The following is a 20,974-nucleotide window of genomic DNA, read 5'->3' as shown; positions in this document are numbered from 1 at the left end:
GCGGCAATTACGAATTATCTTGACCTGCGGCTTTCCAACCATTTATACTAGGTGGGAAACCTCGCACATTGTCATAGCCCAAAAGATGTAAGGACATGACCGCCATTGCGGAACGATAACCAGAAGAACAGTAAACTACTACAGGTTGTTTTTTGGGAATCCTGTCTAGGTTTTGAACCAATGCCCGTAGGGGAATATTGATAGCGTTACCAATATGACCAGACGCATACTCAGAAGGTTCTCTGATATCCACCAAAAAAATATTATCTCGTTTTAGGATCTGTTTCAATCCTTCAACTTTTCCCACTGCGTAATAGTCTTCAGGGATGGATTTGAGATAACTATCCACTGCTGTTTTCCAGTCAACGTTGGAATTAGAGACTACTGGGATGGGGGATGCTAAAGCTGACGAGTCATAGCCAACACCCAGAAAGGCATAAATGAATATCCCGAACCCAAGTAAAATTACAAATAAAAAATACCGGATTTTCATGAGCTAGTATTTCCCTATGACAATTCTTCCCTTACCCTCGATCGTGCCATACTCCCATTGCTTAGTCTCACAATCTAGAATGCGATCGCATTCTAGAACTATCTTAAAAGTCATTGGCTAATTTCCACTATTCTTTAAAACCTCTGCTCGGATAAGAATTTGTGTAGGTTGGGTTGAACGATAGTGAAACCCAACAAATGCTTATCAATGTTGGGTTTCGTTCCTCAACCCAACCTACGTATTTTCGTACTTTTACGCTTAACCCACAAGTATTGGCTGTTTTATTCCCTAAATCAGCAATTAAATAAACAAGTATATATACTTATTTATAGAGCAGAGAGTTGTCGGAATAACGTGATGCCCAACGCCAGATGTTTTTGAAATTCGATTACATTACTATATAGTCATATATATTAATGGTCTAGTGTTGATGATTTTACATAGGTTGAAAAAAAATCCCCAACTTTACTTGAACTTAAATCACTATATTGTTATATTGTGAATAAGTGATTTATTGTTGATTAAATTCACGCTCAGAAACATTGTGGTGGGGAATAGGAGGGCAGTAGGCGATGTTCCTCCGCAACCACTATGCAATCGCGAGGGGTTATTTATGGGCAAATTATTTAACGAGCTAAAGCAAGATATTTTATATCAGCATGGGATGAATGCCTGTTTGAATTGCGGTGTGTGTACTGCGGTTTGTCCCGCAGCCGAATTTAATGATTATTCCCCCAGGGAAGTCATGAACACGGTGCAGTCGGAAGATGACGAACTAGAAGTCTGGTGCTGATGGTGCAACGAGGGGAATGGGAAAAGGTACTGCAAAGTAATACCCTATGGTTATGTACTTCTTGTCAAATCTGTACCTCTCGATGTCCCCGTGGGGTTCGACCATCAGATGTGATTGAAGCGGTGAAGGCGATCGCTATTCGTGAGGGTATAAACAACGACTCTACTCGTTTCCATCAGATATTTGTAGAGTTAATTGAGAAACGAGGCATTCTTTTTGAACCTGAGTTGATACACAAATATGGCGGTTTACCTGCAATGCGACAACAGGCACTCTTAGGAGTGCAATTAGCTCTTAGGGGTAAATTGTCCCTATTACCAGCCAAGGTGAAAGACCCTCAAAAGTTTAGTCAAGCATTATCCAAGGTGAGCAAAAAATGAAATATTCTTACTATCCGGGATGTAGTTTGCATACCACTGCAAAGGAGTTCGATTTATCCACCAAAGTCGTGATGCGAGAGTTGGGAATTGAACTTGAAGAACTTCAGGACTGGTCTTGTTGTGGCGGTTCTATCGCTACTGGTGTTTCCCATGATGTGGGGATGGCTTTAGCGGCTAGAAATGTGGTTCTGGCGCAAAATCAAAATACAGATCTGTTGGCAGCTTGTTCTGGTTGTTACAATAAGTCAGCGAAAGCGGCGAAAGCGTTGGAGAATGAGCAAGAACGGGATAAAATCTCCTCGATTCTTGCAGCTATGGGGATTTCTGTTGGCGATCGCAACATAAAAGTCAGAAATGTAGTAGATGTGTTGGCAAATGACTTGGATATTTCTAGTAAAGTCAGAAAGCCTCTGATGGGTTTGAAAGTTGCTTGTTATTATGGTTGTTTGTTAACTAGACCAACAGATATCACGGGATGGGACTCCCCTGTGTTCCCGATGTCGATGGATAAATTAGCTATAGCTTGTGGTGCGGAGGTAGTTGATTTTAGATCCAAGACGAAATGTTGTGGTGGTTCCATTTTAATCCCGAAGGAAGACGTAGCTTTGTCACTGACGAAGGGACTACTGGATGAAGCAAAATCCCTAGGTGCAGATTGCATTGTTTTGGCTTGTCCGTTGTGTTCTACCAACCTGGAATTGAGACAGCCTGATATTGAGAAAAAGTACAATGTTAGTTATTCTTTGCCAGTGATTTATATTACAGAATTAATTGGGCTGGCGTTGGGGATTAAGCCAGGGAAGCTGGGTATGGATAAGCACCTTGTTTCCACCAAGCCGATTTTAGCTAAGTTGGGTATCATCTTGAGTGACCTACCCATTTTCCGTATACAAAATCCGGTCGGCAACATCCAAAATACGACTAATTAAGAAACTTGTGAGTAAATTATAGTGACTTCCAGGACAGCGGACATCACATTAACGTCAACGTAATGAACATATAGGCGGAATTGGCTCTACATGGACTGCTACAGTCATAATTACAAATTTTCTCCTCACAACTTCCTCAAAGTTTTCGCCTATAAATTAATGAAGGTAGGAGCAATAAGAACGCAAATTGCCAGTTTTTATTTACAAGCAGATTTCAACCTCATCCAACTTGTAATTAAGCGTACCTTCTACCAGACCTTATCTAAGTTAAAAAAAGAACTCAAAAATCTCTTTGATAGGAATTTATCTGTTCAAGCCGTATTTTTTCACAAAAATTAAAGAATAACTCCACAAGTTTTGGAAGTTTGGCTATGACCAATACCATAACAGTTATCTGCTGGAGGCTAAAGCAATGAAATTTAATTTCCTCAAACCAAAACGCGTTTTTTGGGTGGGTTTGTTTTCCTCTGCCATGTTTCTTTTTCCCCTTTCTAGTCTGGCTTTGACTGTTCAAGAAGTGCCGAATCCCCGACAGGAGTATGGTGGTTGGGTAACTGATATGGCAGGAATCCTCAGCAATGAGACAGAAACTCAAATTAATCAGATGATTTCTCAATTAGAGGCGAAAAATGGTACAGAAATGGCGGTTGTCACTGTCAGCGAAACTGTCCCTGCGGCTTCTCCAAAAAAATTTGCAATTGAACTGTTTAATTATTGGGGAATTGGCAAGAAAGGACAAGATAAAAGTAGACGAAACCACACTCGCGTCACATTTGAGCAACTCGGAAAAAACAGCACAAAATCTGGTCGTGTCAGATTTGAGGGATGGAAATGTCCTATGTAGGAGGCGGAGATGATTAGTTTTTTAGGGCGACACAAGCAAAAGTGTACTAGATGCAATCAAGAGTTTGCAAAAGCAGAACTGTCAAATGGGTTGTGTCCAGACTGCCAACAACTAAAAATATACTTAAATAGAGAAAAATGTAAACACTGTGGTAAATGGTTTTTTGAGTCCCAATTGACTAATAGGGTGTGTCCAAATTGTCAAATTCGCTCACAAGAAAAATGTGCTCATTGTGGTGAATGGTTTTTTGAGTCCCAATTGACTAATGGGATGTGTCCCAAATGCCAATACGTAACACCCTCGTTAAGAAAAGTAAAATGTACCTACTGCAGTCAAGAGTTCTTCCCCTGGCAACTATCTGATAGAGTATGTTCACAATGCCAAGCTCAAATATCCTCTCGGAAAAAAGAAAAATGTGCTGATTGTGATAAAAAGTTTTATCATTCGGAGTTATCTAATGGGTTATACTCAGAATGTCAATATTTGACTAGCTTACCATTGTTAGCTCAGAAAAAATGTACTCAGTGTGGCAAACTACTTGACATAAAAGACCAAGGAGATGTATGTCTCGCATGTCTACTCAAACAGGCAGAAAAGACAAAATTCCCGTTTGACCTTCGTAAGAAATGTACTCAGTGTGGCAATTATTTTGATATGGAAATACATGGAAATTTATGCCCGAGATGTAAATTTGGAATGATGTAATACCAATTTGAAAAAAGAATGCAACAGATGAATAAGACCCCTCTCCCCAACCCTCCCCGATGCCTTGGGGAGGATGCGCTGCCTTCGCGAGTGGGGCTGGTAACTCCACAGTTTGATTATATTTCATTTACCACTAACGATCCCGGATTCTTTAGAAATTTTCGCCATTCCTCCCGCGCCAATAGAGCGTGATGGGCATTACTGTAAGGGCGCTCGCGTAGCGTGCCGACGTTCGTAGGCATACGGTTGTTCACCCCTACTGGTGTACTTCATTTACCTGAAATACGTTGTACATTGAAAAAATCAAGAATTCAAGGAATTCTTAATAAGAGTTTGGCTTCCTCGGAAGTCAGTCAAAGCCTTTAGTTACACTGTAAGTTACCTTCACAACTTCCTCAAAGTTTTTCCATAGGATCTAACTCTGAACTACTGCTTATTTCTTAACCTGTTAAAGCGCAAGTTAGATTTGTTGTATCCGAGGAAAAAATATGATACATCAATTCAATTCCAACCCGATGAACGGATTATCGGAATCGGAAGCGGCGATTAAACTGAAACGAGAAGGTTATAATGAACTCCCCTCCAGCAAGCGGCGAAGTTTTTGGGGAATCGCTCGCGAGATTATCGAAGACCCTATTTTCTTACTACTTGTTGCCTGTGGCGCAATTTATACTGCCTTGGGCGATATGCAAGAAGCTTTGATTTTACTAGGTTTCGTTTTCTTTATTATGGGCATTAGCCTTTATCAGGAGACGAAAACTGAAAGGGCGCTCGAAGCATTGCAAGACCTTTCTAGTCCTCGTGCGTTAGTGATTCGAGACGGACAAAAAAAGCGCATTGCAGGTCGGGAAGTGGTACGAGGAGATGTTGTCTTTTTGGCAGAAGGCGATCGCGTTCCTGCGGATGCAGTACTGCTTGATTGCACCCACCTTTTAGTTGATGAATCTTTGTTAACAGGAGAGTCTTTACCAGTACAGAAAATCGCGGTTGAGGTCAGGGCGAATGATGAATTTACCCGTCCTGGTGGCGATAATTTACCTTTTGTTTATTCTGGTACATTAGTCGTACAAGGTCAAGGAATTGCCAAGGTACAAGCAACTGGTAGCCACACCCAAATTGGTAAAATTGGTAAAGCATTACAAGGATTGAAATTAGAACAAACCGCACTGCAAAAAGAAATGGCACGGTTGGTAAAGAATTTAGCGATCGCTGCTTTAGCCATTTGCGCTGTGGTCGTTGTGGTCTATGGGTTAACGAGGGGTAATTGGCTTCAAGGATCGCTAGCTGGAATTACCCTAGCAATGGCAATCTTACCCAATGAGTTTCCTGTCGTTGTCACCATTTTCCTTGCTTTGGGGGCTTGGCGAATTGCTCAAAAACAAGTTTTAACCAGGCGCATACCTGCAGTAGAAACTTTAGGTTCTACTACCGTCTTATGTGTTGATAAAACAGGGACGCTGACTCTTAATCAGATGTCTGTACAACAGTTATGCTCTTGGAATCAAAACAGCGTGCATCAAAACATTTACGATTTAAACCTTCATGCCCAAGAACCGTTACCAGAGAAAGTTCATCAGCTTGTAGAGTTTAGCATCCTCGCCAGTCATAAAGACCCCTTTGACCCAATGGAAAAAGCTTTCAAGCAACTGGGGAATCGCTATCTAGCTCAAACAGAACACATACACCATGACTGGACACTGCTAAAAGAGTACCCTCTATCACCACAGATGCTAGCAATGTCTCAAGTTTGGCAAACAGCTGACGGTGAAAACTGCATCATTGCGGCTAAAGGTTCGCCAGAAGCCGTTGCTGATTTGTGTCATTTTACATCAGAGCAAATGCATGCGCTAGCAATTCAAATCAACCAAATGGCAAATGACGGTTTACGAGTGTTAGGAGTTGCCAAAGCTTCTCTCAAAGATCCACCACCTGCTTTCTTTCCCCCCCATCCCGCCTTTAGTGCCGATTGTTTACCCGATGTCCAACATGACTTTGCTTTTGAATTTGTGGGATTAGTCGGGCTAGCTGACCCTATACGTCCAACAGTCGCACAAGCAATTCAAGAATGCTACACTGCTGGTGTGAGAGTTGTCATGATTACAGGCGATTATCCCGGTACAGCCCAAAATATCGCTCAACAAGTTGGGTTATTGCAAATGGGCGAAATCGTTACCGGGTCGGAACTAGATGAGATGGATGACAGCGAACTGCAACAACGTATTTCTAGTGTAAACATTTTTGCACGAGTCGTGCCAGAACAAAAATTGCGAATAGTCAACGCCCTGAAAGCCAATGGTGAAATTGTTGCCATGACAGGCGATGGTGTTAACGACGCACCAGCTTTGAAGTCTGCACACATTGGTATTGCAATGGGCGGACGCGGTACAGATGTAGCGCGGGAGTCAGCAGACCTCGTATTACTTGAGGATGACTTTTCAACGATTGTGCAAGCAGTCAAATTGGGACGACGGATTTTTGACAATCTCAGAAAGGCAATGGCTTATTTACTTGCCATTCATGTCCCAATCGCGGGAATGTCCTTAATTCCAGTGTTGTTAAAGTTACCTTTAGTGATGCTACCCGTTCATGTTGCTTTTCTGCATTTGATTATTGACCCTGCTTGTTCCATAGTTTTGGAAGCGGAACCCGCAGAACCCAATGTCATGAACCGCTCACCTCGCAATCCCACTGAACCTGTATTTGGCAGACAAAACTTAGGTTTAGCTTTACTTCAAGGTGTAGGCATTTTAACAATCATTTTACTGATTTACCTCATTTCCTTGTATCGCGGACAAGGAGAATTAGATGCTCGTGCTTTGACTTTTACAGCATTGCTACTTGCTAACTTAGGATTAATTGCTAGCGAACGTTCTTCAAATCGTGTCAATTTAACAACATTTAAGTCACCTAATCCAGCTTTTTGGTGGGTTATTGGTGGTGGGTTAGTCTTTTTGTGGATGGTGCTATACGTCCCGTTTTTACGCCACCTCTTCCGCTTCTCATATCTACATCCAATCGATCTTGCTATTTGTCTAGTGGCTGGAGTCATGAGCTTTTTCTGGTTTGAGTTGTTGAAAATACCTTCTCGAAAGAGGAGATTAGCTGTAACCAATCACAGTCATTCGGAAGTTTAAGATAGGGGATCTTCCGTACTTAGTGGACTAATTTTCAATTACAGTCGATAACTTTCCTTTAAAATCAAGGCTTACAGTCGCTTATAGTCACGCATTTTATCCTTAATGCTGAATTGATATCAATAATGACTGTAATGAAAGCCCAGTAAGGATTACAAGCTAATTTTCACAAGAATTTAGCCCACTAAGTACGGAAGAGCCGAATTTTATTCTGAGGCAATACTACTCGAATAAGAATTTTTGTGGCTTTGGATCGCCGTGGAGAAACTCAACAAATGCCTGTAAATGTTGGGTTTCGTTCCTCAACCCAACCTACCTATTTTCGTATTTCCACGCAAAACCTACGCAGTATTGTATTCTGAGGGCATTTTTTTTGCCAAAACAGGATGCTCCCCACCATACTGCTTCTGGTAACGAATTCGTCATGACAACTAGTTACAACTAAATCGTCTTTCTTTTGAAACCAGACATTCCACTAGTGGTGAACCAGTATTCCCAACTCCCTCCAGACGCGATTGACCAATTATTTAGGTCAAAGTGTCCACTTCCTTCTGGAGTTCCAGAAATTTTATAAGCTCTAACAGCTTGTCCATTATTGTTCCAAATTAAGGGTAAATTTGGTTTAATTTGTTCTGGTGCGCCTTTAGTTTGCAGAAAATAGGCATCTTGCCCTTGAGATGTTCCATTGCCAAAAACAATAGCAATTCCTTTTTCATCAATAGCAACAAATGCACCTTCTTCTAAACCAATACCATAAACCGGAATTTGATTATTTGTTTCATAAACGACCCTAGCTAGAAATCCAAAAAGCCTCCCATATCTTGTTTCTGGATGGTCTTGGTTAATTCTATCTAAATGCGTATCAGTTATCACATTTTTTAGAATTGGGACTTTAATAAAGTCACTGTAATAAATATCTTTTGTATTGTGATGAAAAGGATTATTCAAAATTTCTGAACTCAACACACCCTGATGGGCTGGTGCATAATAATAGTCTCCTAGAATAGCCATTCCAGCACTGGTTCCTGCTATGGGAACTTTTTTTGAATTAATTAAGTAGTTAATTGCTTCTTCTAAGGTCGAGCCTTCCCAATAATCTTCATATTCATTCTGATTACCACCAGCTATAAATAGAGCATCAGCATTGCGGATGAATTGAATAACTTTTGGATTATTGGCTGCGTCTCGGCTGTCGATAGAAATTTCTGCTGCTGAACTGACAAATTTTTGATAATAATTGCAGATCCATTCAGCCTGTTCGCCGATTCCACCAGAACGAAGAACCAAATAATCTCCCCCATCTACTCGTTTAAGAAACCATTGGGTAGCGGAATCTTCTCCCGAAGTTCCTCCTTCCGCACCACCAATCAGCAGAATACAAGGAGTTGGTTTTGCAGAAGTACTCTTAACAGTTCTACATTCACATTTATAGTCAAATTTATCACTCTCATTATCTGTTTGAGTGAGGTTTTGAAATTTTCTTGTCATAGATAAATATTTATTAAGAAAGATGACACTAGAGAATTAGTAATTTTAGCAACTGGAGTCTCTAATATATTGTCTGAACATTTTGATATTAAGAAGGGAGTCGATGCTACTGGAGCGAAAGTCCCAGCGAAGGGGGTGGAGTTTGACACGGCGGTTTGAGCCTTTGTCGTCTTCCATCAGCCAGTGGTCTTCGGCGAATTCCTGACTGTTTTGGATCGCGGGGAAACTCAAGCAGGATCTATGACACTCACGCGATCGCTTTTACAAAATTTATCCTAGATTTACCGTAGCTGTCGCCATCAGATAATTGCCGGAGTAGCTATCGTTCTCTATTAAGAGACGAAGGTAAAGTCGTTACTCGTCAAACTCAAACCAGTTACTCCCTCAACAAATCCAATGAGTTCGGAAGTACCCATGAGGAAAATACTCGTGCCACTCTTGCCTCCAAGTGAGTATTTTTTGCTTAATGCATAAGAAGTATTTCCTTTAAGCTGAATCGTATCATCGGGGCTGAAATCCTTGATGAGGGCGTAGTCCTTCAACCCATTTCCTGTGTAGTAAACTTTTTTGGCATCTCCTAACACGAAAATATCTGTGCCATCCCCACCATACAGAATATCAATTTCCCTGTAACCAGGACAGCAATTCTTGGGATTTGTGCCAATTAAAGTATCGGCTTCATTCCCACTACGAAGCACGTCATTGCCTTCTAGGCCAATAATGTAATCTTGACCATTGAGTCCGCTAATGTCGTCCCATCCAGTGGTTCCGGTAAGAGTATTTTTATCATTAGTGCCGACTATCTTGTTCAGATCGAAAGAAATTTTATAAGTGATATTTTGCGAGAATTCTCCAAAACTTTGGAATAATCCCTCTAATGCCTCTAGCTTCAGATTGTTCGGTATATTTATTTTTGCTAGATTAAAAACTCCTCCAAAGTTAAAAGTATGTTCCTCCGGCGGTAAAGCAGTTAAGTCAATACCTAAGTAGAAACCATCAGCAAAGGAACCTGTAATTTCCCCGGCTGGCAACCCTAAGAGATTATTTCCTGGGAGAGTATAGTCGAAAACATCAGAGGTTTGTCGATAAGCTTTTAAGTTGCCCACAGATACACCATCAATAGACGCAAAGAGGCTTCCGCCGTTTTTTTTTAACCCCGTATCTGCCACGGCTTGAGTAAATCCTTGGACTTGTGCATTAGTTAAATTAGCTGGTACAACTTGAGGAAAAGATGTTTGTAGTTGAACAGCATCCCATTGAGTGTTGACTGTGGGAAAAAAGAGATATTTATATCCCTTGTTTGGTTGTAGTTCAACGTTGCGCGTAACTTCTCCTGATGCATTAAAAGTGCCTACAAGATAGAATACAGGAGGTGATTGACCTGTGTCGGCTTTCTCTCCACTTTGATCGAGAATAGGATGGTTATCATTAGCTGGAGTGCGATAGATATATTTCCACCAATCAACAGACCAGTCTTTTTGGGAACGTCCATCGATAGAATCACTTGGTTGAAGTGCGCTAGAGAGAATTAGGTCATCGTTAGACATATCTCATTCCTCCTTTGAACTTGCTTCAAATATTGGTGAACACAAATATTTGTTGTCACTGGGAAATAAATAATCCCATTTTTTGGAATTGCTGCCCTAGTATTAAGAAATACTTTACCCTACAGGAAGCTAACGCAACCAGGGAACAGTAAAGTTTCGCCTAAATTTTGCCTCGCCCATAACCTTTGGGAATGCTGGTGGTTACACAATGATACTGTAAAATTAGCTGTACAAATTTTGCTCTGTATTCGCTCTCATCTTTTTAATAAAAAAATATGAGAAACTTGTGAGGAAACAAAAATAATTTCAAAATTACAGCTTTTTAAATATGTAAAAATAGTTGGCGAAGCTCACTTTATACTTAAACTAGCCAACAAAAATCAAAAACTAGTATATATATAGCAATCCTATTTGAGAGCTAAACAAGGGAGACAAGGAGGACAAGGAAGAAAAGGAAGAGGTGTTTGTAAATCATTTAGGACTGCTATAATTCAATACTCCTTGAAATAGATTGTGGTGGCAATACGACGATCTGCGTATAAAAGTATGAAGATATTGCAACAAATTACCTTATGAGTAATCCCAGCTTTGTCAGAGTAACCATTACCGCACCTGTTCTGGTTTGCACGCCCAGTTTCTCGTAAAGAGGCTTTAGATGTTTTCGTATCGTTCCTTCAGAACAACCCAGTACTTTTGCAATTCCAGCATTACTTTTATCCTTTGCAATCCAAAATAACACTTCCGCTTCGCGTTTTGTAAGTATAAGCATTCAAACACAATTCAATGCTTGCATCGCTTGGTCGGTAGTGAGAAAGATATGACTTATTCCTAGCTCATCTACAAATCCAACTTTTGCAAGCCGATCCATCACTGGACCTTTGACTTCAGACATATAAAATCCTATTCCGCTCGTGTTTAAGTCAATAATCAAACTCTTGAGTGTTTCTAATGCGCTACCATCGATAAAGTTAACTGCACTACACACCAGTACTAAATGTTTTACTTCTGGGCGATCGCATTTGTTAGGTAGGCATTCCGTGTAAACACCTCAAAATCTTTCCCTCTATCATCGTCAAAAAGGGTAGAGAAATCTCAGCTTTCTAAACAGAAACCATATTTGAGTGGATCGTTTGGATCAACTAGAAACTGCTGAATACCAGTTATATAAGCGTTTCCCGTAAAAACAGGGTCAACCGCTAAAAAATTACTTACTTGAGTCGTATCCGCTCAATAAATCGGGGCGAACTACCAGTTCGGGAACGATTTTACGTCGTTTGAGGCTTGTCGATGAGCGATTTACCCCAGATTATTGAGCGCTTACCTTGAATCTCCCGAATCAGTTTTCCGTGAAACTGAGTACCGATTATACTCACAGTTGTAAACTCAACACCCAGTGGCAGTTCACCTTTGGCGTGCAGTGTAGCCATTGTAGCGGAAGTACCTGTACCACAAGGACAACGATCCATTTGAACTATTGCGACAGAATAAGGGCACTATAGCGACCAATGCCCACATTTCCTCGGTAAGGCATATGGTCGGGGTCTCCTACATGAGTTGGATAAGCTTTGGTGTGATACCCTGGATGGTTTTCAAAATCAGGACTGTAGCCGTTCCAGTCACTGTTGAAGCGTACCCACCACATTCCTCCTTGAGGAAACCCAATGCTGTAGCTATCGTAAGATTGATTGCTCAGATTCACAACCACGATAACATCATCTCCAAACCCACCATTTTCCCAACGATGAAAAGCGATAACTTTGTCTTTGTCGTTGACATGATGAACGTGTACGTGTTGTCCGCGCAAGCCGCACGTGTTATTATACCAGTTGCGGCGTAAATGAATTAAGTCTCGATACAAGTTATAAATTCCCGGATATTTCGATAAATTATCCCAATCAAGTGGAACATTATCTTTCCAAGCTCCTTGTTCCAGGAATTCTTGACCTTGGAAAATCATCGGAATACCTGGTGAAGTTAAAGTGAACACGGCTCCTAATGTAGAGCGTTTTTTCGCATAGAAGCTATCTGCTTGATTCTCATCTATTCTATTTGGGAGACGTTTTTTATGATTAATCTCAGCGACTTCATCATGGTTTTCGCTATAGATGACTCGTTTTAAGGCATCTGTCTCAAACCGTTGTAAAATTGCATTTTGCACGTCAATTATGTTACGAGAATTGTCAAGTGGACTGGCAAGTGCGTTGTAAATTGACCAGTAGAATGAACTACCCCACTGAGAATTAAACCCCGCGCCTGCAGTCCTTGTATCTTTAGTAATCCATTCGTTATTTTGCAAATCTTCAGCAATGGAGATTTTCCAAGGCTGTTTGTTATTTTTATCGTTGTTGATCCATTGCATTAAACCCCATCCTTCAGCAATATCATTGCTGGGGTCGTTATTATTTCCTTTGGCGTTTCTAATGTTTACAGTGGAATCAAATCGCCAGCCATCAAGTTGATACTCTTCTAACCACATTAAGGCATTATCTCGGATAAAATGGCGTACCTCGTCTCGACCAAAATCAGGGCGGGGACCAAAATCAGTGTTAGCACGCCTATCATTGTAGAAGTAGATACCGCCATATTCTCCTTGATGCCAGCCATCAAAGCGCCAAAGACTTGGAAATGGCCGATCGTAAATACCTGAATCAAAATGGTTGTAGACCACATCTAAGATGATAGCAATGCCTCTATCGTGAGCAGCCATGACAAATTTTTTAAAGTCTTCTGGAGAACCGTAGCTACTTTCAATATCAAAAGGTAAATTGGGGTTGTATCCAAGAGATGTTGTACTTGGAAAGTCAAATATTGGCAGGAGTTCGATTGCATTGACTCCCAAGTCTTTGAGGTAATCCAATTTTTCAATGATGCTAGTGAAAGTTCCTAGCTGTTCTTCACCAGAATTAGCATGACTTGCCTGGATAAGATTGTAAAAAATTCCTGGTAGTTTATTACCTTTACGAGCATTGAAAGAACTGACGTGCAGTTCGTAGATAACTAATTCATTCCAGGCTGGCATGGTAAAATGATGTTCGCCCCAATCAAAGGGAGCTTTGATTTCAACTTTGCCTATATCATTCGCTGCTTTCGTCCGATCGCGAGGATCGATTACGTGCTTTCCATAGGGATCTGCACGATGGAAAATTTCGTTATTATGCAGCACATAGCGATAGTAATGACCGGGCTTAGCTCCTGAAACATCTACTGACCAATATCCATTGCTTTCAGATGCTAAGGGAGTTGCTGTCTGAGACCAATTGTTAAAATCTCCTTCTACATAAACCTGTGATGCAAATTTTGCCCAAACTCTGAAGGTAGTCCCCCCATCATAAACAATAGCTCCCATTCCATTCCGGGTAGATGGTTGGGTAGAAGATGAATCGATCTGTGCTGGTTGAGCGATCGCAGTAACCATGATTGACTCCTTACAAAACGATTATTTAGAGTGAGTTCGGCGTTACTAAATACAAATAGAGATCGACTTGACAACAAGTGACCGATTTTCACTTTTTTCACTTTATATCCTTTCGGTCTTATTCCAGCCAGTTATAGCGTTACACCCTGAATTTACTAGGTTTCTTTCCAAATAGAGTTTGACCAAAAGTTGAAGATGGTATATGACATCACTCTTCATCCTTTCTCTATTTCAGTATATGAAAAGAATTTGGGGATTTTATGAGGAAATGACATATCCAAATATTTAGAGGCCACAAATCGCTGAGAACTTTTTCGGCGGCTTCCTACGATTATTTTATCTTGCGTCTTCTAGCAGAAACTAACAAGAGAATGAATTAGTAGCAGACAATTTATCGCTAAGTAGGTGGGTGGGAATAAACCGAACTATATTACAAAATGTAAATCCACTAGAATCCTTACCAATGACAAATGACTAAGGACGACCATTCCCAGTTACGTTTTCTCATACCGACCTACTTACACCTTACATAATTATGGAAAGAAAAGACCTTGGCGATCGCATCTACCCTCCAAAAAGGACAGCAAACCTCACTATTATTTGATATAATGTAATAGAAGAAAAAGTAAGTGATTGTGCAAAAGTATTTATGCTCTGAGGAGTAAGTTTGGTTTAGTTCAAACCCTTGCCCTACCTTCAAAACCCTTTTTGAAGGAATAGCAATACTCTGCAAGTATTGCCCTTGGCTCCATACCCCTCACCCTTGGGAATCGCTTCGAGGAAAGGGAAAGCAAGCTACGCAATGACAGATGTGTATATTTCATTTTGCATGAGTACTTAGCTTCACGAATTCCGTTCCACCCCTGCTAAGGGAGGTGGTAGTATGTTCACCAGTAAAAAATTTTTAACCTTCTTTGTTGCTGGTATCACATTATTGGCTACCATAGTAGCGACTGCTAGTCCAGTTCAAGCAGAGCAAACCTTTGTCACAAGTAAATCTGATAAAAAATATACGATAGTCCAGATTGAGCGTCGCAATCCGACTCATCGTCCTCCTTGGGACTATCGTGACCATAACTCTGGGAATAATTGGCGTGCGGAAAGATGGGAAAGAGCACGAATGCGTCGCTACCGCCAGTGTATGATTCACTCCCACCGTCATCAAAGGCGCTGCGAATACATTCTTCGGGAGCGAAATCCTTTTTTAGGAAGGAGTAATAGATATTAATTTTTATTTTCCAGGCCTGTGTAAAGAAGTTTTAGTTTCAAAGAGCGATCGCTATTTGTTTTTGTTGACTTCGCATTATTAGCTGGACAACACCAATTGAACTTGGTTGTTCCACTAACACAGGCATCTTTACTCCTGGTAGTAATACAACCTCCTGCAAAGGACTGTGGGTATTGGTTGACGAGGGTCTACCATAGTACAGGCAACGCTTCTAGGGCTTGCCACTGATTATACTACGGCGAGAGTGACAAAAAAGGGATAAATGTTTCTCATCCCAGGATCGCGCTTTCGATTGTCAAATACCAGCTTTAATATCAGCCATGACCCCCTGGGCGATCGCAGCAATTCTTCGTTCTGTTGTTTTAGGTAAGTAATAATATTTACCTGCTGCCCTTTGTGCTATCTCCTTAGGCAATCCACTAGAAATAAACTTATTTTCTGTATCAATAACCAACACTTGCATTCCTAATGCCCGAATTTTAACAGCAATATCCAGCACTTCCCCTTTAACATCTGGTTTCTTTTCATCCAAAAACGATTGACCGAGGGAACGCGATAGAGGAATATTCGCCCGACCGTCGGTAATCAGTACAATAACAACTTGACCAATATCTTTGGACTGCATCGCATTCGCTCCAACTCTCACTGCTTGAACGAGACCGTGAGCGAGGGGAGTCCCCCCACCACAAGGTAAATAATCTAGGCGTTTGTGAGCGGCGGTAATCGACCGGGTAGGAGGCAATAACACCTCTGCTCGCTCACCCCGGACGGGAATTAGGGCAATTTGGTCGCGGTTGCGGTATGCTTGGGCTAACATCTGCAAAGCCGCACCTTTAGCCGATTGCATTCGATTCAATGCCATTGAACCAGAAGCATCAACAACAAAAATCACCAACGCTCCAGCTTTGCGGGCTAATCGCTTGACTCGGATATCGTCGTCTTCAATAATGACCCGACGACCGGGCTGACGTAGGTGACGTGTTTTTTGGTGTGGAGCCGCAGCCCGTAAGGTAGCGTCTATTGCAATCCGCCGAATTGTTCCCTTGGGAAACATCGGCTTGACATAGCGTCCTCGGTCTTGGGAAAAAATCAGCCCGCGACCACCGGCTTTACCCCGTCTTTGGTGGGCAATTTTCGCAAAGTGAAGCACGGAGGGGTCAAGGATAACTCCTTCTGGCGTAAAGACAAATTCTTCGGGGATACTCGGTTGGTCTTGTTCTGTTTTCTCCGGAGTTTCGGTGTTTGTTTGCTCTGGTTGTTCTGGTTGGGGTTGGGGTGGGGGCGGTTGTTCTACTGTCAACTCAATGACCGTTGCTCTGGGTACAATGACTAATTCAACTGCGGAGTGTAAATCTTCGCTATTCACTTGTAACCGCCCATTCAAAGCAGCACTCGCTTTAGCAACTCGCAACGCAAACAATTCGGCTCGATGTCCTTGTACTTGAGCGCGAATAGCTTCGTTAACTAAGTAGGCAATTTGCTCGCGTTTTACTTGCACATCTTTTAGCAATGCTCGCGCTAGGATAATTTGGGTTTTGAGGTCTTGGATGTCTTCGACATATTGCAGGAGAAATTTTTGGGGAGACTCTGCGTAATTTATAACTTGCTCCACAGCTTGAACGCGCTCATCTATACTCAAAACCTCATCAGCAGAAAGTGCGATCGCAATTCGGTCAAGTAAATGTTCTCGCACTACACCTTCTTCTGGGTTGTAAGTAGCGATAAATAAAGGTTTGCAAGGATGTTGAAAACTGATGCCCTCGCGCTCAATGTGGTTGTACCCCTCAGCTAAAATAGCCATGAGCGGATTGGCGATATGTTCTTCCAGTAGATTAATCTCATCTACATACAAAATACCCCGGTGTGCCTGTGCCAGCAATCCCGGTTGAAATACCGTCTCTCCCTGCTGAATCGATTGACTCACATCCACTGAACCCAATAATCTATCTTCAGTCACGCCAAGAGGAACTTGGACAAAAGGAGCGGGGATGACTTTTGTAGGAAGTAGGGAGAAATCATCTCGTTCATCCTTCTTTTTTCTGTCTGTTGCTCTCACAGTTTCATCATCCCACTCCTGGGGTGTATTGGGATCGCAGTTGCAACAGGAACCGCGAACGACTTCAATAGGGGGAAGCAGCGCATGGAGAGCGCGAGCCATAACTGATTTAGCTGTACCGCGACGACCGGAAATCACCACTCCTCCCAAATCCGGGTCTACAGCAACTAGCAGTAACGCCAATTTAATCGCCTCGTGACCGACAATGGCTGTCAGAGGAAAAGTGGAAATTCCAGATGAGTGAGTTGATAAAATCATGACGCGATCGCCTCGAATATTTGTGACACATGGGCGATGATTAGCAATAAAGCTATTATCCTACCTTCAGCAACAGAGTGAACTAGCACGCCAGACCTCACAACTTCCTCAAACTTTTTCCCTAAATTATAAAGTGATGATCTACTAACACTCACGAAAGCAAAAATCTCTTGTTCGGGGCAAAAAGATTTGGCAGCTTAAATCGGAGGTGAGAGTTATGATGAATAAACTCCGCGATCGCGCTCAAGCAGGGCAAATGTTAGCCCAGAAACTATCAGCCTACAACCGCCCAGAAGTCATTGTTTTGGGCTTACCGCGTGGAGGAGTACTTGTTGCTTATGAAGTAGCAAAAGCATTGCACGTACCGCTTGATGTTTGCATCGTCAGAAAACTTGGCTTACCTGGTCATAAAGAACTGGCTATAGGAGCGATCGCCTCTGATGGTGTTCGAGTTTTAAATTACGATGTCATTAGTCATTTAAATATCTCTAGTAAAACAATTGACGAAGTTGCTGCTAGAGAATTACGAGAACTGCAACGCCGCGACCATACTTATCGAGGTCAGCGTCCACTACCAGATTTACGACATCACACCATTATTTTAGTAGATGACGGTATCGCTACTGGTTCAACAATTCGTGCTGCGATCGCCGTTCTCAAACAAGAACAACCAAAGCAAATAATTGTGGCAGTTCCAGTTGCACCACCAGACATTTGCAAACAGCTAAAAACTGAGGTTGATGAAGTTGTTTGTCTAATACAGCCAGAACCGATGTATACCATTGCTATTTGGTACGATCACTTTTCGCAAATTACTGATGAGCAAGTACGTCACCTACTTGAGGAATCTACTTTAAGAGGATGTTTGAAAAGTTTTGAGGGGTCAAATTTTATGCCAACCGCCTCACCATAATCCAACAATATTTTTACTTGTCAATTTTGGATTAAGGATGAAATAGGTACTCACACTCTTCATATTCTTGCGACAAACAAACAAGTTAATCAACATTTTCAAGACTATGCTGATGAATCTAGGAGAAGCAAAATTTGGAAAGGAATAGTTTTGCCTAAGGATGGAGTTACCTCTGAGACTGAGGTGACAATTGAAGTCATCAAATAACTAGCGTTGGAGTTAGTGGGATTGGGCGATCGCATCAAATTGAAATAATCTGGATTTCTGTGACTCGGTGCATTGGTTTGGTTGACCTTTCAGTGGTTTTTGATTTAGAACGAGATCGCTATCAAGTTGTTAGTGCAGGATGGAAAGACGAGCGTCCAATTTACGGGTGTTCGGTACATATCGATATTAAAGATAGCAAGATTTGGATACAGTATGATGGCACTGAGATTGGATTTGCGGATGAATTTGTAAGGCGAGGAGTTGCAAAAGACGACATTGTGTTGGCATATCACTCGCCGTTCATGCGGCAGTTTGATGGTTTTGCAGTTAGCTAATGAACAAGTTTTGTAAAGCTATACTAGGAGACATAGCTAATGTTCAGGAGATAACTATGATGCACAAAGAATATATGGATATTTTAGAATCATTAATTGATAAATTGACATTATCTACCATTTTAGAAATGCTAGAGCGAATATGTCACAAAAAAGCAGAAAATCTCCGAACTCATTGGCAAGATGAAACTTCAGCAAAGCTTTGGGAGAAAGCGGCTAGACAAATAGAAGAGATAAATGTTGATGTATAAAATGGATTTGGTATTAATATGCAATCCATTAACGCAACCTCCATTTATCAGTCATTGGCTACCAACAGTTTGTGTCTTGCCAATATTTCACATACTTCTGCATCGCTCGTTTGTTCAAAATTTTTATACCAGATACCAATGGCATACAAAGCCTCTGGCATCAGCACGCACACAACCTTGTCCACTTCCGCTTCAAGTTCGACTAACAGCACGCTACTAGAGCGCTCTATGCACTTTGCTCGTGTTCTATTGGAGCAAGCTGAATCACGACCCGTTGATTGAGAGCGTGAGCGATTTTTTGCAGCATTGAAAGGGAGTGCCCTTCATAATCAGCGTCTTCAAGCCTTGCGATCGCAGACTGTTTTGTACCAATAAGTTCAGCAAGCTGTTTCTGTGTTAACCCTGCTTTTGTTCTGGCATCATAAATCAGTTGTGCCACAAGAGCATTCATGGAAGCTTCCTCTACTAAGGCAACAATCTCAGGGTCACTGCTAGTCATTCTGTCAATGATTTTTATGGCATCACTAGTCTTGGTCATCCTCTTGTTCCTCTACGTAAGTGTGAGCTTCTGGGTTTTCTTCAAATAAAAGCTTTCGTGCTATCGCCCGTTCAATATCAATTGGAGGTACAGCTGCTTCCTCCTTTGTAATAGCATGTGCGAGAATCGCCACATTTTGCCCGTGAAAGAAGTACAAGATGCGGTATTGCACGCGAATATACTTTGCCCGTAGCTCGTATATTCCGTCGCACAAGTAATCTGCCGCCGGACGACGGAGTTCGTATCCTGATGCTGCAAGTTGTTTGATTCGAGCAACACAGTTTGCGCCCACCTTTGCGGTCTTCCTTCAGAAGTCGCGTCAGCCATTCAAGGACAGGAACTTCCCCTTCCTCTTCTTGGTAGAAAACAACATGGGTTTCAGGCACAGCATCCTCTCTAAATATATCAATATTGTTATATTAAGGCAACGGAGGAAACGAGACGTGCAGACTATAAGCACTACGTGCTTTTTCCTCAAGGGTTTTCAACCTACTTCTTTATAAAAATATCAACAGTTAATGATGAAAAATAAACTTAACAAAACAGTAACATCCTGCCCAGACACAGCAGCATCACCAGGAGTGGTCTTTCATATTTGTGGAATCACAAAGGTCTATCGCATGGGTGAGGTAGAAGTTCACGCCCTAAGGTCGATTGACTTCGATCTCTATGAAGGAGAGTTTGTCGTCTTGCTAGGACCTTCAGGTAGTGGTAAATCAACCCTGCTGAACATTCTTGGCGGCTTAGATGTACCGACTAGCGGTCATGTATTTTTTCGCAACCGTGATTTGACCCATGCCAGTGAAGTAGAACTCACTCGTTTCCGCCGCGACTGTGTTGGTTTTGTCTTTCAGTTCTACAACTTAATTCCCAGTCTCACAGCTAAAGAAAATGTAGCATTGGTTACTGAAATTGCGCGACATCCGATTCGCCCGGAACAAGCATTAGAGTTAGTGGGATTGGGCGATCGCATCAATCATTTTCCCGCCCAAATGTCTGGAGGTGAGCAACAACGGGTAGCTATTGCCCGTGCTATTGCCAAGCGCCCGGAGGTGTTGCTGTGCGATGAACCTACGGGTGCATTAGATTTCCAAACAGGTAAATTAGTACTAGAAGCGTTGGAGGAGGTCAACCGCGAGCTGGGTACTGCAACTGCGGTAATTACGCACAATGCTGGGATTGCGGCAATGGCTGACCGAGTGGTAACAATGCGAAGTGGTCAGATTAGCAACGTGCAGTGTAATGAAATTAAGGTTGCACCTGCACAATTGGAGTGGTGAGAAAGAGTCGTCTTGTTGCTTGTTAAAAGTTGCTTTAGGTAAAACTTCTAACTGAACGAAGCAACTTGAGGCAAAGTCCCGATTTTCATCGTTGAGAATTCGATTGGCTCTAATACTAACCGCTTGAATGCCTTGGAAAGTGATGGGGCTACCATCATTGATTTTTTCGCTGGGATGGAG

General features: G+C 41.9%; 20 protein-coding genes and 1 pseudogene. 10 read left to right on the top strand and 11 right to left on the bottom strand.

The annotated features are described in order from the left end of the window. Positions 1–7: 7 nt before the first annotated feature. A complete protein-coding gene (locus F7734_RS14955; RefSeq protein WP_155745449.1) occupies positions 8–493 on the bottom strand; it encodes a rhodanese-like domain-containing protein in 486 nt (161 codons plus the stop codon). Between the two features lie 613 nt (positions 494–1,106). Between F7734_RS14955 and F7734_RS61995 the strand changes: the two genes are divergently transcribed. The 5 genes from F7734_RS61995 to F7734_RS14935 all read left to right on the top strand — a co-directional run bounded on the left by F7734_RS61995 (position 1,107) and on the right by F7734_RS14935 (position 7,278). Further along, the gene (locus F7734_RS61995) at positions 1,107–1,286 is read left to right on the top strand and encodes a 4Fe-4S dicluster domain-containing protein (RefSeq protein ID WP_207714105.1); all 180 of its coding nucleotides are present in this window, start codon (positions 1,107–1,109) and stop codon (positions 1,284–1,286) included. Further along, complete coding sequence (locus F7734_RS14950) at positions 1,286–1,666, top strand: hypothetical protein (RefSeq protein ID WP_207714104.1); 381 nt, start codon at positions 1,286–1,288, stop codon at positions 1,664–1,666. The genes F7734_RS61995 and F7734_RS14950 overlap by 1 nt, the downstream gene beginning before the upstream one ends. Then, entirely contained in the window at positions 1,663–2,595 is a 933-nt protein-coding gene (locus tag F7734_RS14945; RefSeq protein WP_155745448.1) for a CoB--CoM heterodisulfide reductase iron-sulfur subunit B family protein, read from the top strand. The genes F7734_RS14950 and F7734_RS14945 overlap by 4 nt, the downstream gene beginning before the upstream one ends. 412 nt (positions 2,596–3,007) lie before the next feature. Next, positions 3,008–3,439, top strand: coding sequence for a TPM domain-containing protein (locus F7734_RS14940; RefSeq protein WP_155745447.1), 432 nt, complete (start codon positions 3,008–3,010; stop codon positions 3,437–3,439). 1,193 nt (positions 3,440–4,632) lie between these two features. Further along, positions 4,633–7,278, top strand: coding sequence for a cation-translocating P-type ATPase (locus tag F7734_RS14935; RefSeq protein WP_155745446.1), 2,646 nt, complete (start codon positions 4,633–4,635; stop codon positions 7,276–7,278). 441 nt (positions 7,279–7,719) lie between these two features. Here F7734_RS14935 and F7734_RS14930 read toward each other — a convergent pair whose 3' ends face one another. The 5 genes and pseudogenes from F7734_RS14930 to F7734_RS14900 all read right to left on the bottom strand — a co-directional run bounded on the left by F7734_RS14930 (position 7,720) and on the right by F7734_RS14900 (position 13,728). Continuing rightward, positions 7,720–8,766 (bottom strand): cyanophycinase, encoded by a 1,047-nt coding sequence (locus tag F7734_RS14930; RefSeq protein ID WP_155745445.1) that lies wholly within the window; start codon positions 8,764–8,766, stop codon positions 7,720–7,722. 332 nt (positions 8,767–9,098) lie between these two features. Next, positions 9,099–10,313 carry a calcium-binding protein gene (locus tag F7734_RS14925; RefSeq protein WP_155745444.1) on the bottom strand — a complete coding sequence of 405 codons (1,215 nt, stop codon included), beginning with the start codon at positions 10,311–10,313 and terminating at the stop codon, positions 9,099–9,101. A gap of 769 nt (positions 10,314–11,082) precedes the next feature. Next, positions 11,083–11,337, bottom strand: a pseudogene (locus tag F7734_RS14915) (sodium-independent anion transporter); the annotation flags it as partial. Positions 11,338–11,578: 241 nt separating this feature from the next. Next, positions 11,579–11,779: a proline racemase family protein gene (locus F7734_RS65290; protein WP_155745442.1), complete on the bottom strand. Its 201-nt coding sequence runs from the start codon at positions 11,777–11,779 to the stop codon at positions 11,579–11,581. A 5-nt stretch (positions 11,780–11,784) separates the two neighbouring features. After that, a complete protein-coding gene (locus tag F7734_RS14900; protein ID WP_155745441.1) occupies positions 11,785–13,728 on the bottom strand; it encodes an alpha-amylase family glycosyl hydrolase in 1,944 nt (647 codons plus the stop codon). Positions 13,729–14,611: 883 nt separating this feature from the next. Between F7734_RS14900 and F7734_RS14895 the strand changes: the two genes are divergently transcribed. Beyond that, positions 14,612–14,956 (top strand): hypothetical protein, encoded by a 345-nt coding sequence (locus tag F7734_RS14895; RefSeq protein WP_155745440.1) that lies wholly within the window; start codon positions 14,612–14,614, stop codon positions 14,954–14,956. Between the two features lie 295 nt (positions 14,957–15,251). Here F7734_RS14895 and bchD read toward each other — a convergent pair whose 3' ends face one another. Beyond that, positions 15,252–17,270: a magnesium chelatase ATPase subunit D gene (gene bchD, locus F7734_RS14890; RefSeq protein WP_155745439.1), complete on the bottom strand. Its 2,019-nt coding sequence runs from the start codon at positions 17,268–17,270 to the stop codon at positions 15,252–15,254. Beyond that, the gene (locus F7734_RS14885) at positions 17,267–17,425 is read right to left on the bottom strand and encodes a hypothetical protein (protein WP_155745438.1); all 159 of its coding nucleotides are present in this window, start codon (positions 17,423–17,425) and stop codon (positions 17,267–17,269) included. Before F7734_RS14885 ends, bchD begins: the two co-directional genes overlap by 4 nt. Positions 17,426–17,487: 62 nt before the next feature. Here F7734_RS14885 and F7734_RS14880 point away from each other — a divergent pair, with 62 nt between their 5' ends. The 3 genes from F7734_RS14880 to F7734_RS14870 all read left to right on the top strand — a co-directional run bounded on the left by F7734_RS14880 (position 17,488) and on the right by F7734_RS14870 (position 18,976). Then, positions 17,488–18,183 carry a phosphoribosyltransferase gene (locus F7734_RS14880; RefSeq protein ID WP_155745437.1) on the top strand — a complete coding sequence of 232 codons (696 nt, stop codon included), beginning with the start codon at positions 17,488–17,490 and terminating at the stop codon, positions 18,181–18,183. Positions 18,184–18,449: 266 nt separating this feature from the next. After that, on the top strand, positions 18,450–18,725 hold the full coding sequence (locus tag F7734_RS14875; RefSeq protein WP_347566205.1) for a XisI protein: 276 nt from the start codon (positions 18,450–18,452) through the stop codon (positions 18,723–18,725). 59 nt (positions 18,726–18,784) lie between these two features. Continuing rightward, positions 18,785–18,976: a hypothetical protein gene (locus F7734_RS14870; protein ID WP_155745462.1), complete on the top strand. Its 192-nt coding sequence runs from the start codon at positions 18,785–18,787 to the stop codon at positions 18,974–18,976. A gap of 47 nt (positions 18,977–19,023) precedes the next feature. On the opposite strand, the gene F7734_RS14865 is transcribed toward F7734_RS14870, so the two are convergent. Genes F7734_RS14865 through F7734_RS63450 form a run of 3 tightly spaced genes read right to left on the bottom strand, consistent with a single transcriptional unit; the run spans position 19,024 to position 19,806 of the window. Beyond that, positions 19,024–19,188 (bottom strand): phosphoribosyltransferase, encoded by a 165-nt coding sequence (locus tag F7734_RS14865; RefSeq protein ID WP_155745436.1) that lies wholly within the window; start codon positions 19,186–19,188, stop codon positions 19,024–19,026. A gap of 14 nt (positions 19,189–19,202) precedes the next feature. After that, positions 19,203–19,514 carry a helix-turn-helix transcriptional regulator gene (locus F7734_RS14860; RefSeq protein ID WP_155745435.1) on the bottom strand — a complete coding sequence of 104 codons (312 nt, stop codon included), beginning with the start codon at positions 19,512–19,514 and terminating at the stop codon, positions 19,203–19,205. Continuing rightward, positions 19,501–19,806, bottom strand: a complete 306-nt coding sequence (locus F7734_RS63450; protein WP_347566204.1) for a type II toxin-antitoxin system RelE/ParE family toxin — start codon at positions 19,804–19,806, stop codon at positions 19,501–19,503. The genes F7734_RS14860 and F7734_RS63450 overlap by 14 nt, the downstream gene beginning before the upstream one ends. A gap of 226 nt (positions 19,807–20,032) precedes the next feature. Here F7734_RS63450 and F7734_RS14850 point away from each other — a divergent pair, with 226 nt between their 5' ends. Further along, entirely contained in the window at positions 20,033–20,794 is a 762-nt protein-coding gene (locus F7734_RS14850) for an ABC transporter ATP-binding protein (RefSeq protein ID WP_243146891.1), read from the top strand. Positions 20,795–20,974 lie beyond the last annotated feature (180 nt).

Source organism: Scytonema sp. UIC 10036, assembly GCF_009725235.1.
This window is presented reverse-complemented; position numbering and strand designations above follow the sequence as displayed.